Origin of the sequence: Rhodococcus sp. JS3073 (assembly GCF_026810085.1) — a bacterium.
In the GTDB taxonomy this organism is placed as follows: domain Bacteria; phylum Actinomycetota; class Actinomycetes; order Mycobacteriales; family Mycobacteriaceae; genus Rhodococcus_F; species Rhodococcus_F wratislaviensis.
The window spans coordinates 1,906,527-1,925,178 of record NZ_CP113951.1 but is presented as its reverse complement, the minus strand read 5'-3'; the positions used below and the strand labels follow the sequence as shown (position 1 = coordinate 1,925,178).

Genomic DNA, 18,652 nt, shown 5'->3' with positions numbered 1-18,652 from the left:
GTCGTGAGCGGAGTCGAGACCGGCCCGGTGGAGGTCGAAGTCGCCGAGGCGGGTCCCACCGAATGGGGGGACAACCCGAACGGCGTCGGCCCGTGGACCGAGGAGCACGACACCCCGGTCCCTGCCGACCCGCGTTACGACCCCGAACTGCTGGCCGGCGGCGATCGCCGCAACGTGGTCGACGCCTACCGGTACTGGACGCGGGAGGCGATCGTCGCGGACATCGACAGTCGTCGCCACCCGCTCCACGTGGCCATCGAGAACTTCGGCCACGACGCCAACATCGGAACCGTGGTGCGCACCGCCAACGCATTCGCCGCCGCCGCAGTCCACATCGTGGGACGGCGGCGCTGGAACCGGCGCGGGGCCATGGTCACCGATCGGTACCAGCACGTCCTCCACCACTCGGACGTCGACGGCCTCGTCGAGTTCGCACGTGAGCGGGATCTCACCATCGTGGCCGTCGACAACACGCCCGGATCCGTCCCGCTCGAGACGGCCAGTCTGCCCCGCGACTGCGTGCTCCTGTTCGGTCAGGAGGGGCCGGGAGTCACGGACCAGGCGAAAGAGGTTGCGGCGATGACGGTGTCGATCGCCCAGTTCGGTTCCACCCGCAGCATCAACGCGGGCGTCGCCGCGGGAATCGCCATGCATGCGTGGGTTCGTCAGCACGCCGACCTCGGCCGTGCCTGGTAGCGGAACCCCCGGGGAATAGGCAAGATCAACTCTTATGCAGGACTCGTGGTCGGCGCGCGCGGACGCCGCTGAAGAAGCGGTGGTGAGCAGGCACCTTCGCCGGCTGTGGGCGCTCCCGGGCACCACCCTGGGCGTCGTCGCCTGGCCGGCGGTGCGACGCGAGCGGCTGTTCCTCAGCTGGCACTACTGGTGGCAGGCCCACCTGCTCGACTGCGCCGTGGACGCGCTCGAACGGGACCCCACGCCGCGGCGTCGCCGTCGCATCGTGAAACTGGCGCGCAGCCACCGTCTGCGGAACCTGTCGGGCTGGACCAACAACTATTACGACGACATGGCCTGGCTGGGGATCGCCCTCGAGCGTGCCCAGCGAATGCACTTCATAGACAACAGAAGTGCGGTGCAGGCGCTCGAATCCCAGTTGTTCGACGCCTGGGCGCCCGAGGCCGGGGGCGGCATCCCGTGGCGGAAGGGCTCGAACTTCTACAACGCACCGGCCAACGGACCCGCCGGGATCATGCTGGCCCGCACCGGAAAGCTGTGGCGCGCCCAGGCCACGGCCGACTGGATCGACGACACGCTGCGGGACGTGCACACCAACCTAATCGTCGACGGCATCCATCCGGGCGGCGAAATCGAAAGGAACGTCTACTCGTATTGTCAGGGCGTCGTGCTCGGCCTCGAAACCGAACTCGCCGTGCGCCTCGGTTCGCCGCGGCACCGCAACCGGACCCATCGGCTGGTCGACGCCATCGACGAGCATCTCGCACCCCACGGCGTCATCGACGGCGGCGGTGGGGGAGACGGGGGCCTGTTCAACGGGATCCTCGCGCGGTATCTGGCGCTGACCGCGGTGATGCTGCCGTGGGAATCGCCCGCCGACATCCGGGCACGGGAGATCGCCGCCCAGCTCGTGCTGACCTCCGCGGAATCGGCCTGGGAGAACCGGCTGCAGATCGAGGGGCAGCCGCTGTTCGGCCACGATTGGACCACGCAGGCGCAGCTACCGGGGCTGGGCGGGGGAATCGCCACGTTCACCGGGGGCACCGTGCGGTCGTCGGGGATACCGGAACGCGACATGTCCGTCCAGCTCGGCGGCTGGATGCTGATGGAGGCCGCGCACATGGTCTCCGCGGCGGGATATCCGCGACGATAGGTTCGAATCACGCGAAACTTAACCGTGTCGCCCCCGATTCGGCGCTGCTAGACAGATCGTTATGTCAGATCAACAGCGGCAGCTGAGTCTCAACGCGTTCATCTACCCGGCCGGGCACCACGAGTCGGCGTGGCGCCACCCGCTCACGACGCCCGAGCGGCTGTACGACGTCTCCTACTTCCAGGACATCGCGCGGACCGCGGAGGCGGCGAAGCTGGACGCGATCTTCTTCGCCGACGGCCCGGCCCTGCGCAGCGACGTCGAGCACGGCGCCGCCGGAGCACTCGAACCCATCACGCTGCTGACCGCCATCGCGACCGCCACCGAACGGATCGGCCTGATCGCGACCGCGTCCACGACATACTTCGAGCCCTACAATCTGGCGCGGCTGTTCGCGTCCCTCGACCACATCTCCCACGGCCGGGCCGGCTGGAACATCGTGACCACCGGAACCGACCTGGCGGCCGCCAACTTCGGACTGGCCGGCCACCCCGACCACGCCGACCGCTACGCGCGGGCGCGGGAGTTCGTCGACGCGACCGTCAAGCTGTGGGACAGCTGGGAAGACGACGCCATCCTGATCGACAAGGCCGCGGGCATCTATGCGGACCCGTCGAAGATCCACGAAATCAATTACGTGGGGCGCCACCTGCGGGTGCGGGGACCGTTCAATGCGCCACGCTCCCCGCAGGGACACCCGGTGCTGGTGCAGGCGGGTGCGTCCAACGAGGGTCGCGCGTTCGCGGGCCAGTACGCCGAGGCCATCTTCACCGCGCACCAGCGGCTGTCCGACGGGCAGGCGTTCTACGCGGACGTCAAGCAGCGCGCGACGCAGTACGGTCGCAACGCGGAGCACGTGAAGATTCTTCCCGGCATCAGCCCGTTCCTCGGCGACACCGAGGCCGAGGCCCGCGACCTGGAACGGGAGTTCAACGAACTCACGTCGCCCGAGTACGGGCTCGCCCAGCTCGAGAGCCTCACGGGCTCGAGCGTGCGGCACCTCGAACTCGACGCCCCCGTGCCCGCCGGACTGTTCGGGGACGCCGGCGACGTCACGGACAACCAGCAGAGTCGCCTGCAGGTGATCGCCGGGATCGTCGAGCGGGAGAACCCGACCCTGCGCGGATTGCTGCACCGTCTCGCCGGTGCGCGCGGGCACCGGGTGGTCGTCGGGACGCCGGTGCAGGTGGCAGACACCATCGAGGAATGGTTCACGCAGGGTGCGGCGGACGGGTTCAACGTCATGCCGCCGTACTACCCGGGCGGTCTCGAGGTGTTCGCGGAGAAGGTGGTCCCGATCCTGCAGGAGCGCGGACTGTTCCGCACCGAGTACTCGGGCACCACCCTGCGCGACCACTTCGGTTTGCCCCGCCCCGAGAGCCAGTACGCGGACACGTCCGGCGCCGTCGCCCTGTAGGCGCGCGCCGGCTTCTGCTCGCGTGGGCTTCTGCTCGCGCCCGATGTCGCATCCGTTCGGTTCGAGTGGACGGATGTGACATCGGGAGCCCACGGCTTCCACCCCACCGCGACACTCCTGCGGACCATGCGCGGCGTCGTGGATCCCGGCGAGGTTCTCGGGGCGGGCCTGTACAACCCGGAGTCCGCGGCCGCGTTGCCCGGCTGGGCCGAGGAACTGGCCGGGGGCCACACCCCGGAGACCGAGGAATACGGCATCCGCAGCGTCACCTACCGGGCGTCGCGCCCGTTCCACCCGGCCCGGCTCGAGCGGGCGCTCGGACGGTTCACCGGCCTGCTCCGGAGCAAGGGCTTCTGCTGGATCGCGAGCCGCCCCGACCTCGCCGCCGTGTGGTCGCAGGCCGGTCCGAACCTGGTGATCGAGCCGGCCCAGCTGTGGGCGTCCGCCGACGAGACACCGGGGCAGGAGATCGTGTTCATCGGGGTCCGCCTCGACCTCGACGGTCCGCGGCGCATCCTCGATCCGGCGTTGCTCACCGACGACGAGCTGGCGTCAGGACCGGATGTGTGGGTTCGCCTCGATGACCCGCTGCCCGCGTGGGATGCGGTGCATCGGCACTAGTCGAGGACTTCTTCGACGGCCACTTCTTCGGGCGGCCGCGCCATCTCCTGCCGGTAGTGCCACACCCCGAGCACGGTGCCGATCACCAGCAGCGCGACCATCCCGGCGAGCACGGCCGGCATCAGCCACGACACCCGGTCCAGGAACGAGCCGAAGTAGAAGCCGATGAGCAGCAGGACGGGGGCCCAGAAGATTGCTCCGATGGTGCTCGCGATCGTGTACTTGGTGTGGTTCATCTTGGCCGCACCGGCGACGAGCGGGCACAGGGTGCGGACCCACGGAATCCAACGGGCGATGAGCACCGCCCAGAAGCCGTGCTTCTCCAACAGGACGTTGACCTTGTGGAGGTTGGTGTAGTTGAGATATTTTCCGCCCTTGCGGGCAAGGATGCGGTTGCCGGTGCGGTGACCGATGACGTAGCCCACCTGATTTCCGCAGATGGCGGCGATCATCGCGCCGACCGACAACGCCCACACGTGGCCGGAGCCCGACGCATGGTTGGCCAGCACGATTCCGGCGGTGATCAGCATCGAGTCGCCGGGCAGGAACAGGCCGAGGATCACCGCGCACTCGATGAACACGAACGCGAGGACGACGACCCAGACCAGCGCTGGGCCGGCCGAGACGAGAGGCCCGAAGCTGCCTGCTGCCGTGGTGACCATCGTCAGTGCGCTACCCCGATCGGTTTCAGGAGGTGGGATCGGTGGGGGTGGTGACGGGCTGCGCGTCCTCGGCCGGGGCGCCGTCGTTCTGGCGGGACTTCAGGATGCGCTTGCCCACCTCGACGATGATCGGCAGGACGGAGACGAAGACGATCAGCAGGAAGATGACGTCGACGTTGTCGCGGATGAACTCGATCTGACCGAGCAGGTAGCCGAGCAGTGTGACGCCGGCGCCCCACAGGATGCCGCCCACGATGTTGTACGTGAGGAACAGCGAGTACTTCATCCGCGACGCACCCGCGACGACCGGCGCGAACGTGCGCACGATCGGGACGAAGCGGGCCAGGATGATGGTGATCGGGCCGTGCTTCTCGAAGAAGGCGTGCGACTCGTCGATGTACTTCTTCTTGAAGAAGCGCGCGTCGTCGGATTTGAACAGGGCGGTCCCGCCCTTGATGCCGATGAAGTAGCCGACCTGGTCGCCGAGGATCGCGGCGATCGGGATCAGAACCAGGAGCACCCAGAGGGGAGCGAACGGTTCGATCTCCGTCGACTTCGACGCTGCGATGAGTCCCGCCGTGAAGAGGAGCGAGTCGCCGGGGAGCAGGGGGAACAGCAAACCGGACTCGATGAAGACGACCAGGAGAAGTCCGACGAGCACCCAGGTGCCGAAGGAGTTGAGGAGGTTCACGGGGTCGAGGAACCCCGGCAACAACGCGAGGTTGGTCACGGAATCCGATGCTGCCTGCACAATCACGGCCCTCAGCGTACCGGCGTATTCCCCGACTGTCGGAATACTGCAGGTCATGGTGTTTCCGCCGGGGCGGGGAAGGGTCGAATCGAGGTGCCACGACAGCCACCGGGAGACGTACGCTACCGGTATTGCCATACTGCTAGGACCACATCGCGCGCTGCGCTGATCGCGCGCGCCGAAATCGACTCTTTATGGAGGACTGCCGCCGTGCCAATCGCGACTCCCGAGGTCTACGCCGAGATGCTTGGTCGGGCCAAGGAGCACTCCTTTGCCTTCCCCGCCATCAACTGCACTTCTTCCGAAACCATCAACGCCGCCATCAAGGGCTTCGCGGACGCCGGCAGTGACGGCATCATCCAGTTCTCGACCGGTGGCGCCGAGTTCGGTTCGGGCCTGGGCGTCAAGGACATGGTGACCGGCGCGGTCGCACTCGCCGAGTTCGCGCACGTGATCGCCGCGAAGTACGACGTCACGATCGCCCTGCACACCGACCACTGCCCCAAGGACAAGCTCGACACGTTCGTCCGGCCGCTGCTCGAGATCTCGAGGCAGCGCGTCGAGGCCGGCCGCAACCCGCTGTTCCAGTCCCACATGTGGGACGGGTCGGCTGTCCCGATCGACGAGAACCTGGAGATCGCCAAGGAGCTCCTCGCCAAGGCGAAGGCCGCCAACATCATTCTCGAGGTCGAGATCGGCGTCGTCGGTGGTGAAGAGGACGGCGTGGAAGCCGAGATCAACGACAAGCTCTACACCTCGCCCGAGGACTTCGAGAAGACCGTCGACGCGCTCGGCACCGGCGAGAACGGCAAGTACCTGCTGGCCGCCACGTTCGGCAACGTGCACGGCGTCTACAAGCCGGGCAACGTGAAGCTGCGTCCCGAGGTGCTCGAGACGGGCCAGAAGGTCGCCGCCGCGAAGCTGGGCCTGTCCGACAGTTCGCAGCCGTTCGACTTCGTCTTCCACGGCGGATCGGGTTCGCTGAAGTCGGAGATCGAGGCTGCGCTGAACTACGGCGTCGTGAAGATGAACGTCGACACCGACACCCAGTACGCGTTCACCCGGCCAATCGTGGGCCACATGTTCAGCAACTACGACGGCGTCCTGAAGGTCGACGGCGAGGTCGGCAACAAGAAGGTCTACGACCCGCGCAGCTACCTGAAGAAGGCCGAGGCCGGCATGACGGCCCGCGTCATCGAGGCCTGCAACGACCTCAAGTCCGCGGGACGTTCCGTCTCGGGATAAGCGCTTCGCGCTCGTGCGCCTTTCCGGTAGCTGCCGCTACCGGAAAGGCGCACAGTCGTTTATCGGGGGTCGCAGATCTTCCAGGTGCCGTCAACCTTCTCGAGGTTGAACGTGCGCCACGACTGCTCGCCGGGGTTGGCGGCCGTGTGGGCTTTCACCTGGGCGATGGCGGTGTCGCCGGTGATCTGCACGGCGTCGACGCCGCCGACCACCGGAATGTTCTGCTGCGTCACGGCGACCTGGTGGACCTCGGCGAAATCCTGATCCGAGATGCCCTGGTAGTACTCGGCGAGGCTGCCGCAGGTGCTGGTGCGCAGCGTCGCGAGATCGCCCTGGGTGAGCGCCGCGACGAACGTGTCGATCGTTCCCTGCACCTGCGCCTCGGGTGAGTTCTCGGCCCGGTTGTTGGTGTAGACCACCACGCCGGCGACCGCGATGGCGGCGACGACGATGACGCCGGCGGCGATCGCGGCGAACAGCCACGCCTTGCCGTGCTTCTTCGCAGGCTGCTGCGCCGCTGCGACGCGTTGCGGTGCGCTCTGCTGGGGCGGCAGCACCCGCTGCGGTGCGGCCTTCGGCGGTGTGGGCGCCGGCCGCGGGGGAGCGGGCGGCGGGGGAACGGGCCGCGGTTTCTGAGGCTGGTTCGCCTGGGCGGCGGGTCGGGGCGGTGGCGGCGTCGCCGGGACCGCGGGCTTGGTCACCGGGATCGCGACCGTCTCGTCGTCGGACGGCGGTTTCGCCTGCCCCTGCGCCGCCGGGTTCTGTGTGGTGGGTGTGCGGTGCATCTTCACCGTCGCGGCGTCGCCCGAGGCCGGCACGCCCTTCTGCGTCGGGATCGCGGTGGTGGCCGCCTCGGATGCCGTGTCCGCGGGTGTCGCGGCGGCGTTCGCGCCGGCCTGAGGTGCCTCGGCTCGCGGGCGTGGCGCGGGAGGCTTGGGCAGTTCGGGCTGCGGCTCGTCGGCCTTCTTCTCTGCTGCCTTCTCTGGCGCCTTCTTCTGCGGGGGCTTCGGCTCGGGCGACTTCGGCGCGGCGGGCTCGGCATCTGCCGCGGGCTGCGCGGTCTTCGCAGGCTTCGCGGTCGTGTCGGCGCCACCCGTGCCCTTGCCGGTGGTAGTGCCGGCCGCGGCCGGGCCGGACGGTGCGTCCGTGGCCGGTTTCTGAGTCGATTCGTCTTTCTTCGGGTCCTGCACGCGCTGCCCCTCGGTCTGCAGAGTAATGAACGTTGGGGGCAGCCTAACGACAACGTGCGTCATCGGAGACCGCGACAGCCCGCGTCGCGGACGCGGGCCGGCGCAGTGACGGCGCCGCGGCGGGGGCACAATAGGCGCATGACGTCTTTCGGTGACCTTCTCGGACCACAGCCCACGCTGCTCCCCGGGGACGACGAGGCCGAGTCGGCCCTGTTGAACCACGAGGATCCGGCTTCCGTCGCAGCCGCCCATCCCACCGCATCCATCGCATGGGCCTACCTGGCCGAGGCGGCCCTCCAGGCCGACGAGACCATCGCGGCATACGCCTACGCGCGCACCGGGTACCACCGTGGACTGGACCAGTTGCGTCGCAACGGCTGGAAGGGTTTCGGCCCGGTTCCGTACAGCCACGAACCCAACCGTGGTTTCCTCCGGTGCGTAGCCGTGCTGGCGAAGGCGGCGAAGGCCATCGGCGAAACGGACGAGTACGCGCGATGCCTCGATCTGCTCGAGGACTGCGATCCCCGAGCTGCCGAAGCGCTTGGCGTCGGTTAACGCCCTCAGCTCGGCGAAAGTCCGTGGCCGGGACGGGCTGAGGACTTCGGCCCAGCGACTGCGGGTGTCGGCACTGCCCATCCTGCAGTGCGCGATCGCCGCCGGCGCCGCCTGGTGGGTGGCGACGGTGGTGATCGGTCACCCGACGCCGTTCTTCGCGCCGATCGCCGCGGTGGTGTCGCTGGGGCTGTCTCTCGGCGCCCGCCTGCGCCGTTCCGTCGAGTTGGTGGCCGGTGTCACGATCGGGATCGGGGTCGGCGACCTCATCGTCTCCGTCATCGGGAGCGGGACCTGGCAGATCACTCTGGTCGTGATGCTGGCGATGTCTGCGGCGGTGTTGCTGAACAGCGGGCCGATCTTCTCGATGCAGGCGGGGAACTCCGCGGTGCTCGTGGCGACGTTGCTGCCTCCCGGCGGCACCGCGGGTATCGACCGCATGGTGGACGCCCTGACCGGTGGTCTGGTGGGTATCGCCGTCGTCGCGCTGATTCCCACACATCCCGTGGGGCGGGCGCGGAAGTACGCCGCGAACGTTCTCGGGACGGCGTCCGAGGTGATGCAGCTGGTGGCCGACGGTTTGGTGGCCAACGACGACAAGCCCATCGAGCAGGCTCTCCAAAAGGCGCGGGCAACGCAGGCGTCCATCGACACGTTGCGGACCCACCTCGCGGGCGGCCGTGAGATCAGCCGAATCTCGCCGCTGTACTGGAACACCCGCGGCCGGCTCGAGCGACTCACCGCGGCCGCGGACCCACTCGACAATGCGTTGCGCAACATCCGGGTTCTTGCGCGGCGTTCGCTCACGCTGGTGCGTGACGACGAGATTCTCAACCCACGGCTCGTCGACCAGGTGGAGAAACTCGCCCACGCCCTGGAAACCCTCCGGCAGATGGCGCTCGCGGATCCCGGTCAGCAACCCGATCAGGCCGAGGCGGCGCGGGTGCTGCGTTCGGTGGCGTCCGGGTTGAAGCCGGAACTGGTGGAGAACGCGGGCTTGTCGGCCACGGTCGTCTTCGCGCAGATCCGGTCGCTGACCGTCGACCTTCTGCAGGTCGCGGGGCTGAAACGCATCTCGGCGATCGCCACCCTGCCGCCGACCGTGGAGAAGCCGGCCTATCGTCCCGAGCTCTGACCACCCGAGCACGCTGTTGAACATATGCGCATGTACGCATATGATCGGCACAAACTCGGGAGGAGGCTTACCCATGGGAGTCGGTCACGGACACTCGCACGGCAATACGCAAGGCAGCGGTGAGGTAGGTCCGTCGCGGGGGCGGATCCGTCGCATGGTGATTGCTCTCGTCATCCTCCTCGCGTTCCTGGTTCTCGAGGTCGTCGTCGGTCTGACCGTCAACTCGCTGTCGCTGCTCGCCGACGCCGGGCACATGCTGACCGACGTCGTCGGAATGTCGATGGGGCTCGTCGCACTTCTCCTGGCACGCAAGGGCAGTGCCACCGCGGCCCGGACCTTCGGCTGGCACCGCGCCGAAGTGCTCACGGCCATGGCCAACGCCGCGATGCTGCTTGCCGTCGCGGTCTGGGTGTTCTACGAGGCGATCTCCCGCATCGGCGACGCCCCCGAACTTCCCGGCATGGCGCTGATCCTCACCGCATCCGTCGGACTGGCCGCGAACCTCGTGGTGATGCTGATGCTGCGCGCCGATTCCAAGGACAGCCTGGCCGTCCGCGGCGCATATCTCGAAGTGCTCGCGGACGCCGTCGGCAGTGTCGGCGTGCTCATCGCCGGCGGACTCGTGCTGGCGTTCGACTGGACCTACGCCGACATCATCGTCGGTGTCCTCATCTCGCTGTGGGTCATTCCGCGGGCGATGAAACTGGCCGCCGCGTCGCTGCGCATCCTCACGCAGGCCTCTCCCGAGGACGTCGATGTCGAAACGGTGCAGGCCGACCTCGAAGCGCTGCCCGGGGTCACCGGTGTGCACGACCTCCACGTGTGGACGCTGACGACGGGAATGGATGTGGCCACCGTCCACCTGACCACGGACGCCGACTCGTCCGTCGTCCTCGAATCGGCTCGGATCGTCCTCGAGAGCCACCTGCTCTCGCACGCCACCGTGCAGGTGGAATCCACCGCCAACGGACGCCACTGCGCCGAGAACGTCACCTGGTAGGCGCCCTGTCTGTTTCGTCCGGTATCGCGGCGGGAAATCGTCGTGGGACGACTCACGGAAGGGAACACCATGTCCACTCTCGCAGCGTTCGCACGACCCGTCGCCGTCGCCACATTCGGTGCGGCCGCCCTCTTCGCAGCACCGGCCGCCGTCTCGGCTGCGCCGTTCATGCCCGACCCGCTGGCGAACTGTAAGCCCGCCGCGACGCTCGATGTCGAAAAGGAAGGCAACCAGGTCGAGTGGGAGTTCGAGGGGCCGGGGAACGCCACGACCGACGCTCAGGTGACGTACCTCAACATCGGCGGCCAGGCACCGACGATCGGCACGTCCGGACCGCTGACGAACGGTGAAGGTGTCGAACGAGAACTGCCAGGCTTCACCGGGCACCTGATCCCCGGCGGAACCTACGACCCCGACGGGCCCGGACCGCAGGCAGCGTGCACCCTCGGCTTCGGATTCGCCGTCACGCAGTGACCGTCACTTGGTGAACCGGGTGACGCCCGCACCCGGTCGCCACAGATCGACATACAGATGGTCGCCGTCGAGGGTGGTGAGCACTACCTCGTCGAGACCGAGTTCGAAGACGTCCGCCTCGGGGATCTCGTCGGGGTAGTGCTCGAGGATCTGCAGTTTCCGCTCCCCGAGGATCTCCTCTGCGCGGCCGCTGATCTTGGCGTCGCCGCCCTCCATCGTGTGGTGACCGGGGTTGCTGTGGAGAGAGAATCGCGGATCACGTTGGAGGTCGCGCACTTTGCGTGCGCCGACCATCGAACCGAGCAGTAACGCGCCCTCGTAGAACTCGACCTCGGTGCCGCTCACCCTCGGGGAACCGTCCTTGCGGAGCGTCGCCAGCACGTGGTGCTTGTGCGCCTCGAAGCGTGCGGCGACAGCCTTGGCGAGGTCGGGTGCGTCGGACTCGAACTGTGTCCAATTGGTCATGCCAACCAGTGTGCTCTCCTATCCCTGACATCTCCTGTCAGGGATTCTCACTAGAATCGGAGCATGCGTTCGAGTCGGCTCGTCGAGGTGATGCTTCGTCTGGAAGGCAGCCGCGGGGCCACCGCGCAGCAACTCGCGGACGAACTCGGGGTCTCGGTCCGCACCGTGTATCGCGACGTCACGGCGTTGTCGGCGGCAGGCGTGCCGTTGTGGACGGAGAGCGGACCCGGTGGCGGAATCCGGTTGCTCGACGGCTGGCAGTCGAAACTCGGCGGCATGACGGGGGCGGAGACGTCCGCGTTGATGTTGCTCGGCGTCCCGTCGATCGCCGACGATCTCGGACTTCGCGACGTCACCGCTGCGGCGCAGTCGAAGCTGTTGGGGGCGTTGCCGGTCCCGCTGCGCGCCGGGGCTCAGCTGTGGCGGGACCGGCTCTACGTCGACGCCCCCGGTTGGTTCGCCGGGCCGCGCGACACCGGTGATCTCCCGGTGGTGGCGTCGGCGGTGCTCGAGGGTCGGCGCCTCGGCATCCGCTACCGCAAGGGGAGCCGTTCCGCGGCACGAACTCTCGACCCTCTGGGGTTGGTGGCGAAGGCCGGTGTCTGGTATCTCGTTGCGCAGCATCGCGGACGGACGCTGTCGTACCGGGTGTCGCGGATCAGCGGCGCGACCGTGCTGAGGCAACCGGCGGTGCGGCCGGATGACTTCGATCTGGGTGCGTGGTGGACGGCGTCGGTGGCCGAATTCGATCGTGCGCTCCTGCGATTCCGGTGCCGGGTGCGGCTCTCGCCCGCGTCGTGGCGCCGGCTGCCCCAGGTGGTCGGTGTGGAGGCCGCACGCGTCGAACCCGGACCGCCCGACGACGAGGGCTGGGTAACCGTCGACCTGTTGCTCGAGGCCGAGGACGTGGCACTCGACCAGTTGACCGTTCTCGGCGGGGGAGTCGAAGTGCTCCAGCCGCACTCGCTGCGCGAATCGCTGCGTGCGGTGGGAGACGCGATCGCCCGCCGGAACGGCTGAGGCGGACTACTGCCGCGTCACCCGAGTCGTTCGAGCACCGTGGCATTGGCGAGTCCGCCTGCCTCGCACATGGTCTGCAGTCCGAACCGGGCCCCGCGCTGCTCCATCGCGTTCACCAGCGTGGTCATGATCCGGGCGCCGCTGGCCCCCAGCGGATGCCCGAGCGCGATCGCACCGCCGTGCACGTTGACGCGGTCCAGGTCGGCTCCCGTGTCTGCGGCCCAGGCCAGGACCACCGGCGCGAAGGCCTCGTTGACCTCGAACAGGTCGATGTCGGAGATGTCGAGCCCGCTGCGCTGCAGTACCTTGCGTGTCGCGGGAATGACGGCGGTGAGCATCATCAGCGGGTCGTCGCCGACGACGGAGAAGCTGTGGAGCCGGGCCAGGGGCCGCAGTCCCAGACGTCCCGCGATCTCACTCGTGGTGATCATGAGCGCCGCACTTCCGTCCGACAGGGGACTGCTGTTGCCCGCGGTGATCGACCAGTCGATCTGTGGGAATCGCTCCCCGTAGAAGTCGCTGCGGAAGGCGGGTCGCAGGCCGGCGAGAGTTTCCAGTGTCGTGTCCGGCCGGATGGCCTCGTCGACGGTCAGCTCCGGCAGGACGGCGAGTTCCTTCGCGAAGTTCCCGGCACTCGTTGCCGCCGCGGCCTTCTGGTGGCTGCGCAGGGCGAACTCGTCCAGCTGGGTGCGCGACAGTCCCCACCGGGCGGCGATGAGTTCGGCGCTGATGCCCTGCGGGACCAGACCGTCGGGGTAGCGGCGCTCGAAGCCCACGCCCATCGATTCGCGTCCGATGCTGCTGGACCCCATCGGAACTCGGCCCATCGATTCGACACCGGCGGCGACGACGATGTCGTAGGCGCCGGACATCACGCCCTGCGCGGCGAAGTGAACGGCCTGCTGGCTGCTGCCGCACTGCCGGTCGACGGTCGTGCCGGGCACGGATTCGGGAAATCCGGCGGCCAGAAGTGCACTGCGGGTGATGTTCTGGCTCTGGTCACCGACCTGGGTGACGGTGCCGCCGATGACGTCGTCGATCAGTGCGGGATCGATTCCCGTGCGCTCGACGAGGGCCGACAGGCTGTGGGCGAGGAGGTCGACCGGGTGCACTCCGTGCAGGGCGCCCGAAGGCTTGCCCTTGCCGATCGGCGTGCGGACGGCCTCGACGATAACGGCGTCTCTCATGACGGTTCCTTTCGGTGCTGTGAGTACTTGTCAACCGCGGGCGGTTGACAAGTACTCACGGGGTGGGTTCATCCCTGAGGCGGCGAGTGCGGCGACGACGGCCATCACGGCCACCGCCGACCAGGCGAGTTGGAATGCGGAGTGGGTGTCTTCGTAACCGGCGGTCGTACCGAGGAGGGCGACCAGCATGCTCACACCCAGCACGGTTCCGATCTGACGGCTCATGGTGACGACGGCGCTACCGGTGGCCGCGCGCGACTGCGGTAGTCCGGCGGTGGCGGACGACAGAATCGTCGGCAACGCCAGTCCGACCCCGACACCGGCGATCATCCAGCCGGGCAGCAGTTCCGACGCGTACTGCGGTTCCATCCCGACGGACGAGAGAACGAGTACGGCGCCGGCCGCCCAGAGGGCGCTGCCCGCCGCGGTGAGCGCTCCGGCCGAGAATCTGCGGGACAGGAACTGGCCGACGATGGCGAACACCGGCACCATCAACGGGCCCGGCGCGATAGCGAGACCCGTCAGCAGCGCGGAGTACCCCCACACCTGCTGCAACCACAGGATGTTCGCGAGCAGGCCGGCCGCGAAGGCAGCACTGAACGCGAGGGCGGTCACGTTCGACCAGGCGAACGTGCGCACCTTCAGCATGGCGGGTTCGATGAGGGGCTCGCGCTGCCGGCTGTTGCTCCACCAGAACAGTGCGACGGACGCGGCAGCCACGGTGAACGCGATCGCGATTCGGGGGTCCCCCCATCCCCAGTCGGGCCCCTGGACCAGCCCGAGTGCGAGGGCGCCGATGCCGACGGTCAGCAGGACAGCGCCGAACAGGTCGAGGTCGGTGTCGCGGGCGGTCGGACGGAAGTCGGGGACCAACCGGACGGTGGCGATCAGGAAGGCGATACCGATGGGGACGTTGATCAGGAAGGCCCAGCGCCACGACGCCTCGACGAGCAGACCACCCACCACGGGTCCGAAGGCCGCGGCCGCGGCGCCCGACGCGGCCCAGATCCGGACCGCGCCCGCACGCTTGGCCTCGGGGACCGTGCTGATCAGCAGTCCTAGGCCGGCGGGGGTCAATGCGGCCGCACCGACGGCCTGGAGAAGTCGGAAGGCGACGAGCAGCCACAGTGAGGGGCTCAGCGCGCACGCCGCGCTGGCCGCCGTGAACAGCGCCAGCCCGAGAAGGAATCCGCGCCGGCGGCCGACGCGGTCGGCCCAGCGTCCGAGCGGAACCAGGAGTGCGGCGAACACGATCGCGTAGCCGCCCAGCACCCAGCTGAGGTCGCCGAGGCCGTAGCCGGGGTAGCTCGCCGCGATGTCGCCGAACGCGACGTTGACGACGAACAGATCGAGGCTGGCGACGAACGACGCGCCGGAGAGGACGGTGAGGAGTGGGCCGAGCCGTACTTTCTCACGCACCTGACTATTGAGGGCCATAGTCAGCAATGTACACCTGACTATGGCTATGGCAAGTCAGGTGTGACGGACGCCTCGGATCGACGGTTTGCGCTGCAGAGATCCCGTGGCAGTCCTAACGTGAGGCATGGCTGTTCTGACCCCCGGCTTCCACGGCAGGCCTCGCAGCGAGCATTCTCTTCCGCCCGGGCAGTACGAGGTCGGGGACTTCCCGGTCCTCTCGGCGGGACCGACGCCCCGCGTCCCGACCGACACGTGGACGCTGACCGTGACCGACGAGACCGGCCGGCGCCACGAGTGGTCGTGGGCCGAATTCATGAAGCTCCCGCAGGAGCGGCCGACGGTCGACCTTCACTGCGTCACGCGATGGTCGAAGTTCGGAACCTCGTGGAAGGGCGTCTCCCTCGACACCCTGTTCGCGGACGTCGAGACGTCCGCAGGATTCGTCCTCGTCGGATGCGACGGCGGTTACACCACGAACCTCCCCGTCGCCGACATCCTCGGTGGCAAGGCGTGGATCGCGCACACCTACGAGGGCGCGCCGCTCGCGCCGGTGCACGGGGGTCCGGCCCGTCTGCTCGTGCCCCATCTCTACCTGTGGAAGTCCGCGAAATGGGTTCGGTCGATTCAGCTCGTCACCCAGGACGTCCCGGGATTCTGGGAACAACTCGGCTACCACGATCGCGGCGACCCGTGGCGGGAGCAGAGGTACCAGGGTGACCAGTGAGCTGTTGGGCCGCGCCGTGCTCAGCTGGCGAGTGGCGGAACTCGTCGAGTCGTGGCCCGAGACGGCGAGTGCGCGGGCCCTGGTCCTCGAGGTTCCGGACTGGCCGGGGCACCGCGCCGGGCAGCACGTCGATCTCCGCCTGACCGGCCCCGACGGGTACACCACCGAACGGAGCTACTCGCTGGCGTCGCCGGCCGAACGTTCACCGGGTGGGTGGCGACTGCAGTTGGTCGTCCAGCGGGTGGCGGATGGTGAGGTGTCTCCGTATCTGACCGATATTTTCGCCGCGGGCAATCTGATCGAGGTGCGCGGACCGATCGGCGGCTGGTTCGTGTGGTCGCCGCGCGAGGGTGGCGGCGCGCCGGTGCTTCTCGTCGCGGGTGGATCGGGCGTCGTGCCGTTGATGTCGATGATTCGCGAGCGGCGGTTCCGGCACGACCGCACGCCGTTCCGGCTCGTGTACTCCCTCCGGACGCGGGCCGACGAATTGTTCGCGGACGAGCTGAACAGGCCCGGGAGCGGCGACGGGGGAGTCGAAACGGTCGTTCTCCACACCCGCGAGGACTCGCCGCGGCGCCCGGCGGGGCGGATCAGTGCCGCCGATCTCGCGGCGTGGGGATGGCCGGCGGACTTCGCGCCGCGCTGCTTCGTGTGCGGGCCCACCGGATTCGTCGAGGAGGCGGCTCGCCTGCTGCTCTCGCTCGGGCACTCGCCGGACGACATCAAGACCGAGCGGTTCGGTCCCTCGGGGCCGTGACCGGAGGAAGGAATTGTCGATGAGTACGTTGCAGGGCAACGACTTCGAGGACGGGAACGTTCTCGGCGGGCCGTTCGCGGAGATCTTCGTTCACGACCTCACCGCGGCGACCGGGCAGTGCCGGTTCTGCGGTCTCGACGGACCGATGGCGGCCGTGCACGTCTACACGCGTGCGCCCGGTGTCGTCGTGCGGTGCCCGGGATGTCAGGAGGTGCTGCTGCGGCTGGTGTCGACTCCGCGCGGGCTCGAACTCGACGCCAGCGGGCTTTCGCATCTGTCCTGGAGGCTGTGACCGCTGACTATGGAGTCTGCAAGTCAGCTATGCTGAGGTGCATGGACGCGGCACGGTTGGACGGCTTTCTCGCAGATCGCGACACCTGGCGGGCGACACACTGCTCCATCGGCAAGGCGATGGACGTCATCGGCACGCGTTCGGCCGTCCTGATCCTGCGCGAGGCCTACTACGGCACCACGCGATTCGACGACTTCGCGAAACGGGTCGGCATCACCGAGGCGGTCGCGGCATCCCGGCTGCGTGAACTGACCGCCGAGGGCCTGTTCGAGCGGCAACCCTACAAGGAGCCCGGGCAGCGCACCCGCTACGAATACGTGCTCACCGAGAAGGGGCGCGACCTGCTGCCCGCTGTGCTCGCGCTGATGCAGTGGGGCGACAAGTACCTCCAGGGCAAGTACGGGCCGCCGATCGGACTGGCGGACGACGCGACCGGCGAACCCGTGCGCGTCGAGGTCCGCAGTCCCGACCGGGAGGTGCCGTTGGCGGAACTGCGGCTGACCCCCAACTTCACCGAAGAGGATGCGTCCCGCCCGTGAGTACTTGTCAACCGCCCGCGGTTTGTTGAGTCTGGGGACATGTGAGACAGATGATGTCTACCCAGATGTGAGACACGCTGCCGTCGACGAGGTGTGAGGCACCTGACTGGTCGTGAACTTGGTTCATGACCGGAACGGATGCCGTCATGGACCTGCTACACGCCCTGCTGGTGCTCGCCCACGCCACCGGCGCCGACATGTTCGACGGGAACTTCGCCCGCTGGTGCGCCGACCACGGGATCTCCCGCGCCACCGCCTACCGACACAAGAAACGGATCGAGGAGGAGGGCCGGTGGACCACCCGGTCCCGCCGGCCCACCTCCTGCCCACACGCCACCCCACTACCGGTCGAGATCGAAATCGTGCGGCTCCGCCTGAACCTGCCCCACCACGAGCGCGGCGCCGACACCATCGCCTACCACCTGCAGGCCGTCGCCGACAAACACCACTGGGCCGCCGAGGGCTGGACCATCCCGTCCCGGGCCACGATCAACACGATCCTCTCCCGCTACGACCTGGTGATCCCGGAACCGAAGAAACGCCCGGAATCGTCGTACCGCCGGTTCTGCTACCGCAACCCCCGCGACTGCTACCAGATCGACGCCACCCAGGTCCGGTTGGCCACCGGCGAGAAGGTCGTCGTCTTCGAGGTCCTCGACGACTGCACCCGCACCCTGGTCGCCACCCGGGTCGCGGACGCCGAGACCGCCGCCGGGGCGATCGCGGCGATCACCGCCGCGTTCACCGGCTTCGGGATCCCGGCGTTGGTGCTCGCCGACAACGGCAGCGCGTTCACCTCCCGCCGCACCAAGGGCGGCATCTCCGGCTTCACCCGGGTCGTGGAGCAGGCCGGGGCCCGGCTGATCCACTCCACCCCGTATCACCCGCAGACCTGCGGGAAGGTCGAACGCCACCACCGCACCTTCAAGCAATGGTTGGCCGCACGGCCCACCACCGCGGCCACCACCGCCGAACTGCAGCAACTGTGCGAGACCTACCAGCGGTTCTACAACACCGAACGCCCGCACAGCGCCGTCAAGATGCCACCGCTGCAGGCCTGGCGGAATGCGGCGATCCACGGTGGGCCACAGCACCTTCCGATCCAACACGACGCCACCGTGCACGCCCTCGTCGTCTCCTCCACCGGCACCGTGTGCGTCGACTCCCGCGCCCGCCTGAGCGTCGGCCGAAAGATGGCCGGACAGACCGTCACCCTGCTGCGCGACGACGACCACGTCACCGCCTACACCACCGACGGCGACGTGATCGGCCACCTACACCTCGACCACACCAAGCGCTACCAAGGCAAACTCCGCCCCGCCTAAAATCTGTCTCACATCTACGTAGACACCC

20 protein-coding genes and 1 pseudogene are annotated in these 18,652 nt (G+C 68.3%); 15 read left to right on the top strand and 6 right to left on the bottom strand.

Annotated features, from left to right (window positions below; genetic code table 11):
- Positions 1 to 3: 3 nt before the first annotated feature.
- From OYT95_RS09035 to OYT95_RS09020, 4 genes and pseudogenes are all read left to right on the top strand, one after another.
- A complete protein-coding gene (locus OYT95_RS09035; protein WP_112299567.1) occupies positions 4 to 696 on the top strand; it encodes a TrmH family RNA methyltransferase in 693 nt (230 codons plus the stop codon).
- Positions 697 to 730: 34 nt separating this feature from the next.
- A complete protein-coding gene (locus tag OYT95_RS09030; protein WP_112299568.1) occupies positions 731 to 1,849 on the top strand; it encodes a glycoside hydrolase family 76 protein in 1,119 nt (372 codons plus the stop codon).
- Between the two features lie 61 nt (positions 1,850 to 1,910).
- Positions 1,911 to 3,266: an LLM class flavin-dependent oxidoreductase gene (locus OYT95_RS09025; RefSeq protein ID WP_128639522.1), complete on the top strand. Its 1,356-nt coding sequence runs from the start codon at positions 1,911 to 1,913 to the stop codon at positions 3,264 to 3,266.
- A gap of 99 nt (positions 3,267 to 3,365) precedes the next feature.
- Positions 3,366 to 3,887 (top strand): annotated as a pseudogene (locus OYT95_RS09020) (GTP-binding protein); the annotation flags it as partial.
- Here OYT95_RS09020 and OYT95_RS09015 read toward each other — a convergent pair.
- Positions 3,884 to 4,549: a DedA family protein gene (locus OYT95_RS09015; RefSeq protein WP_112299570.1), complete on the bottom strand. Its 666-nt coding sequence runs from the start codon at positions 4,547 to 4,549 to the stop codon at positions 3,884 to 3,886. The pseudogene OYT95_RS09020 and the gene OYT95_RS09015 overlap by 4 nt on opposite strands.
- A gap of 25 nt (positions 4,550 to 4,574) precedes the next feature.
- Positions 4,575 to 5,357: a VTT domain-containing protein gene (locus OYT95_RS09010; protein WP_052033777.1), complete on the bottom strand. Its 783-nt coding sequence runs from the start codon at positions 5,355 to 5,357 to the stop codon at positions 4,575 to 4,577.
- Between the two features lie 153 nt (positions 5,358 to 5,510).
- Here OYT95_RS09010 and fbaA point away from each other — a divergent pair, with 153 nt between their 5' ends.
- Positions 5,511 to 6,545: a class II fructose-bisphosphate aldolase gene (fbaA, locus tag OYT95_RS09005; protein WP_037243588.1), complete on the top strand. Its 1,035-nt coding sequence runs from the start codon at positions 5,511 to 5,513 to the stop codon at positions 6,543 to 6,545.
- Positions 6,546 to 6,604: 59 nt separating this feature from the next.
- On the opposite strand, the gene OYT95_RS09000 is transcribed toward fbaA, so the two are convergent.
- On the bottom strand, positions 6,605 to 7,735 hold the full coding sequence (locus tag OYT95_RS09000; protein WP_268791219.1) for an Rv0361 family membrane protein: 1,131 nt from the start codon (positions 7,733 to 7,735) through the stop codon (positions 6,605 to 6,607).
- 138 nt (positions 7,736 to 7,873) lie between these two features.
- Here OYT95_RS09000 and OYT95_RS08995 point away from each other — a divergent pair, with 138 nt between their 5' ends.
- The 4 genes from OYT95_RS08995 to OYT95_RS08980 all read left to right on the top strand — a co-directional run bounded on the left by OYT95_RS08995 (position 7,874) and on the right by OYT95_RS08980 (position 10,896).
- Positions 7,874 to 8,290 carry a DUF3151 domain-containing protein gene (locus tag OYT95_RS08995; protein WP_005260038.1) on the top strand — a complete coding sequence of 139 codons (417 nt, stop codon included), beginning with the start codon at positions 7,874 to 7,876 and terminating at the stop codon, positions 8,288 to 8,290.
- A 64-nt stretch (positions 8,291 to 8,354) separates the two neighbouring features.
- Positions 8,355 to 9,422 carry an FUSC family protein gene (locus OYT95_RS08990; RefSeq protein WP_081792763.1) on the top strand — a complete coding sequence of 356 codons (1,068 nt, stop codon included), beginning with the start codon at positions 8,355 to 8,357 and terminating at the stop codon, positions 9,420 to 9,422.
- Positions 9,423 to 9,495: 73 nt separating this feature from the next.
- Positions 9,496 to 10,422, top strand: a complete 927-nt coding sequence (locus OYT95_RS08985; protein ID WP_268791218.1) for a cation diffusion facilitator family transporter — start codon at positions 9,496 to 9,498, stop codon at positions 10,420 to 10,422.
- A 69-nt stretch (positions 10,423 to 10,491) separates the two neighbouring features.
- Positions 10,492 to 10,896: a hypothetical protein gene (locus OYT95_RS08980; protein WP_268791217.1), complete on the top strand. Its 405-nt coding sequence runs from the start codon at positions 10,492 to 10,494 to the stop codon at positions 10,894 to 10,896.
- Between the two features lie 3 nt (positions 10,897 to 10,899).
- Here the strand turns inward: OYT95_RS08980 and OYT95_RS08975 are convergent, their stop codons facing one another.
- The gene (locus OYT95_RS08975) at positions 10,900 to 11,361 is read right to left on the bottom strand and encodes a pyridoxamine 5'-phosphate oxidase family protein (RefSeq protein WP_268791216.1); all 462 of its coding nucleotides are present in this window, start codon (positions 11,359 to 11,361) and stop codon (positions 10,900 to 10,902) included.
- A gap of 63 nt (positions 11,362 to 11,424) precedes the next feature.
- Here OYT95_RS08975 and OYT95_RS08970 point away from each other — a divergent pair, with 63 nt between their 5' ends.
- The gene (locus tag OYT95_RS08970) at positions 11,425 to 12,381 is read left to right on the top strand and encodes a helix-turn-helix transcriptional regulator (protein ID WP_268791215.1); all 957 of its coding nucleotides are present in this window, start codon (positions 11,425 to 11,427) and stop codon (positions 12,379 to 12,381) included.
- Positions 12,382 to 12,398: 17 nt separating this feature from the next.
- Here the strand turns inward: OYT95_RS08970 and OYT95_RS08965 are convergent, their stop codons facing one another.
- Complete coding sequence (locus OYT95_RS08965) at positions 12,399 to 13,568, bottom strand: thiolase family protein (protein ID WP_268791214.1); 1,170 nt, start codon at positions 13,566 to 13,568, stop codon at positions 12,399 to 12,401.
- 30 nt (positions 13,569 to 13,598) lie between these two features.
- On the bottom strand, positions 13,599 to 15,005 hold the full coding sequence (locus OYT95_RS08960; protein WP_268791213.1) for an MFS transporter: 1,407 nt from the start codon (positions 15,003 to 15,005) through the stop codon (positions 13,599 to 13,601).
- A gap of 106 nt (positions 15,006 to 15,111) precedes the next feature.
- Between OYT95_RS08960 and OYT95_RS08955 the strand changes: the two genes are divergently transcribed.
- The 5 genes from OYT95_RS08955 (at position 15,112) to OYT95_RS08935 (ending at position 18,624) form a co-directional block, all read left to right on the top strand.
- Complete coding sequence (locus OYT95_RS08955; RefSeq protein ID WP_112299577.1) at positions 15,112 to 15,711, top strand: sulfite oxidase-like oxidoreductase; 600 nt, start codon at positions 15,112 to 15,114, stop codon at positions 15,709 to 15,711.
- Positions 15,701 to 16,468 (top strand): ferredoxin reductase, encoded by a 768-nt coding sequence (locus OYT95_RS08950; RefSeq protein ID WP_268791212.1) that lies wholly within the window; start codon positions 15,701 to 15,703, stop codon positions 16,466 to 16,468. The genes OYT95_RS08955 and OYT95_RS08950 overlap by 11 nt, the downstream gene beginning before the upstream one ends.
- Positions 16,469 to 16,487: 19 nt before the next feature.
- On the top strand, positions 16,488 to 16,760 hold the full coding sequence (locus OYT95_RS08945; RefSeq protein ID WP_037243613.1) for a DUF6510 family protein: 273 nt from the start codon (positions 16,488 to 16,490) through the stop codon (positions 16,758 to 16,760).
- A 41-nt stretch (positions 16,761 to 16,801) separates the two neighbouring features.
- The gene (locus OYT95_RS08940; RefSeq protein ID WP_037243615.1) at positions 16,802 to 17,299 is read left to right on the top strand and encodes a winged helix-turn-helix transcriptional regulator; all 498 of its coding nucleotides are present in this window, start codon (positions 16,802 to 16,804) and stop codon (positions 17,297 to 17,299) included.
- 125 nt (positions 17,300 to 17,424) lie between these two features.
- Positions 17,425 to 18,624, top strand: a complete 1,200-nt coding sequence (locus tag OYT95_RS08935) for a DDE-type integrase/transposase/recombinase (protein ID WP_268791211.1) — start codon at positions 17,425 to 17,427, stop codon at positions 18,622 to 18,624.
- The last annotated feature ends 28 nt before the right edge of the window (positions 18,625 to 18,652 follow it).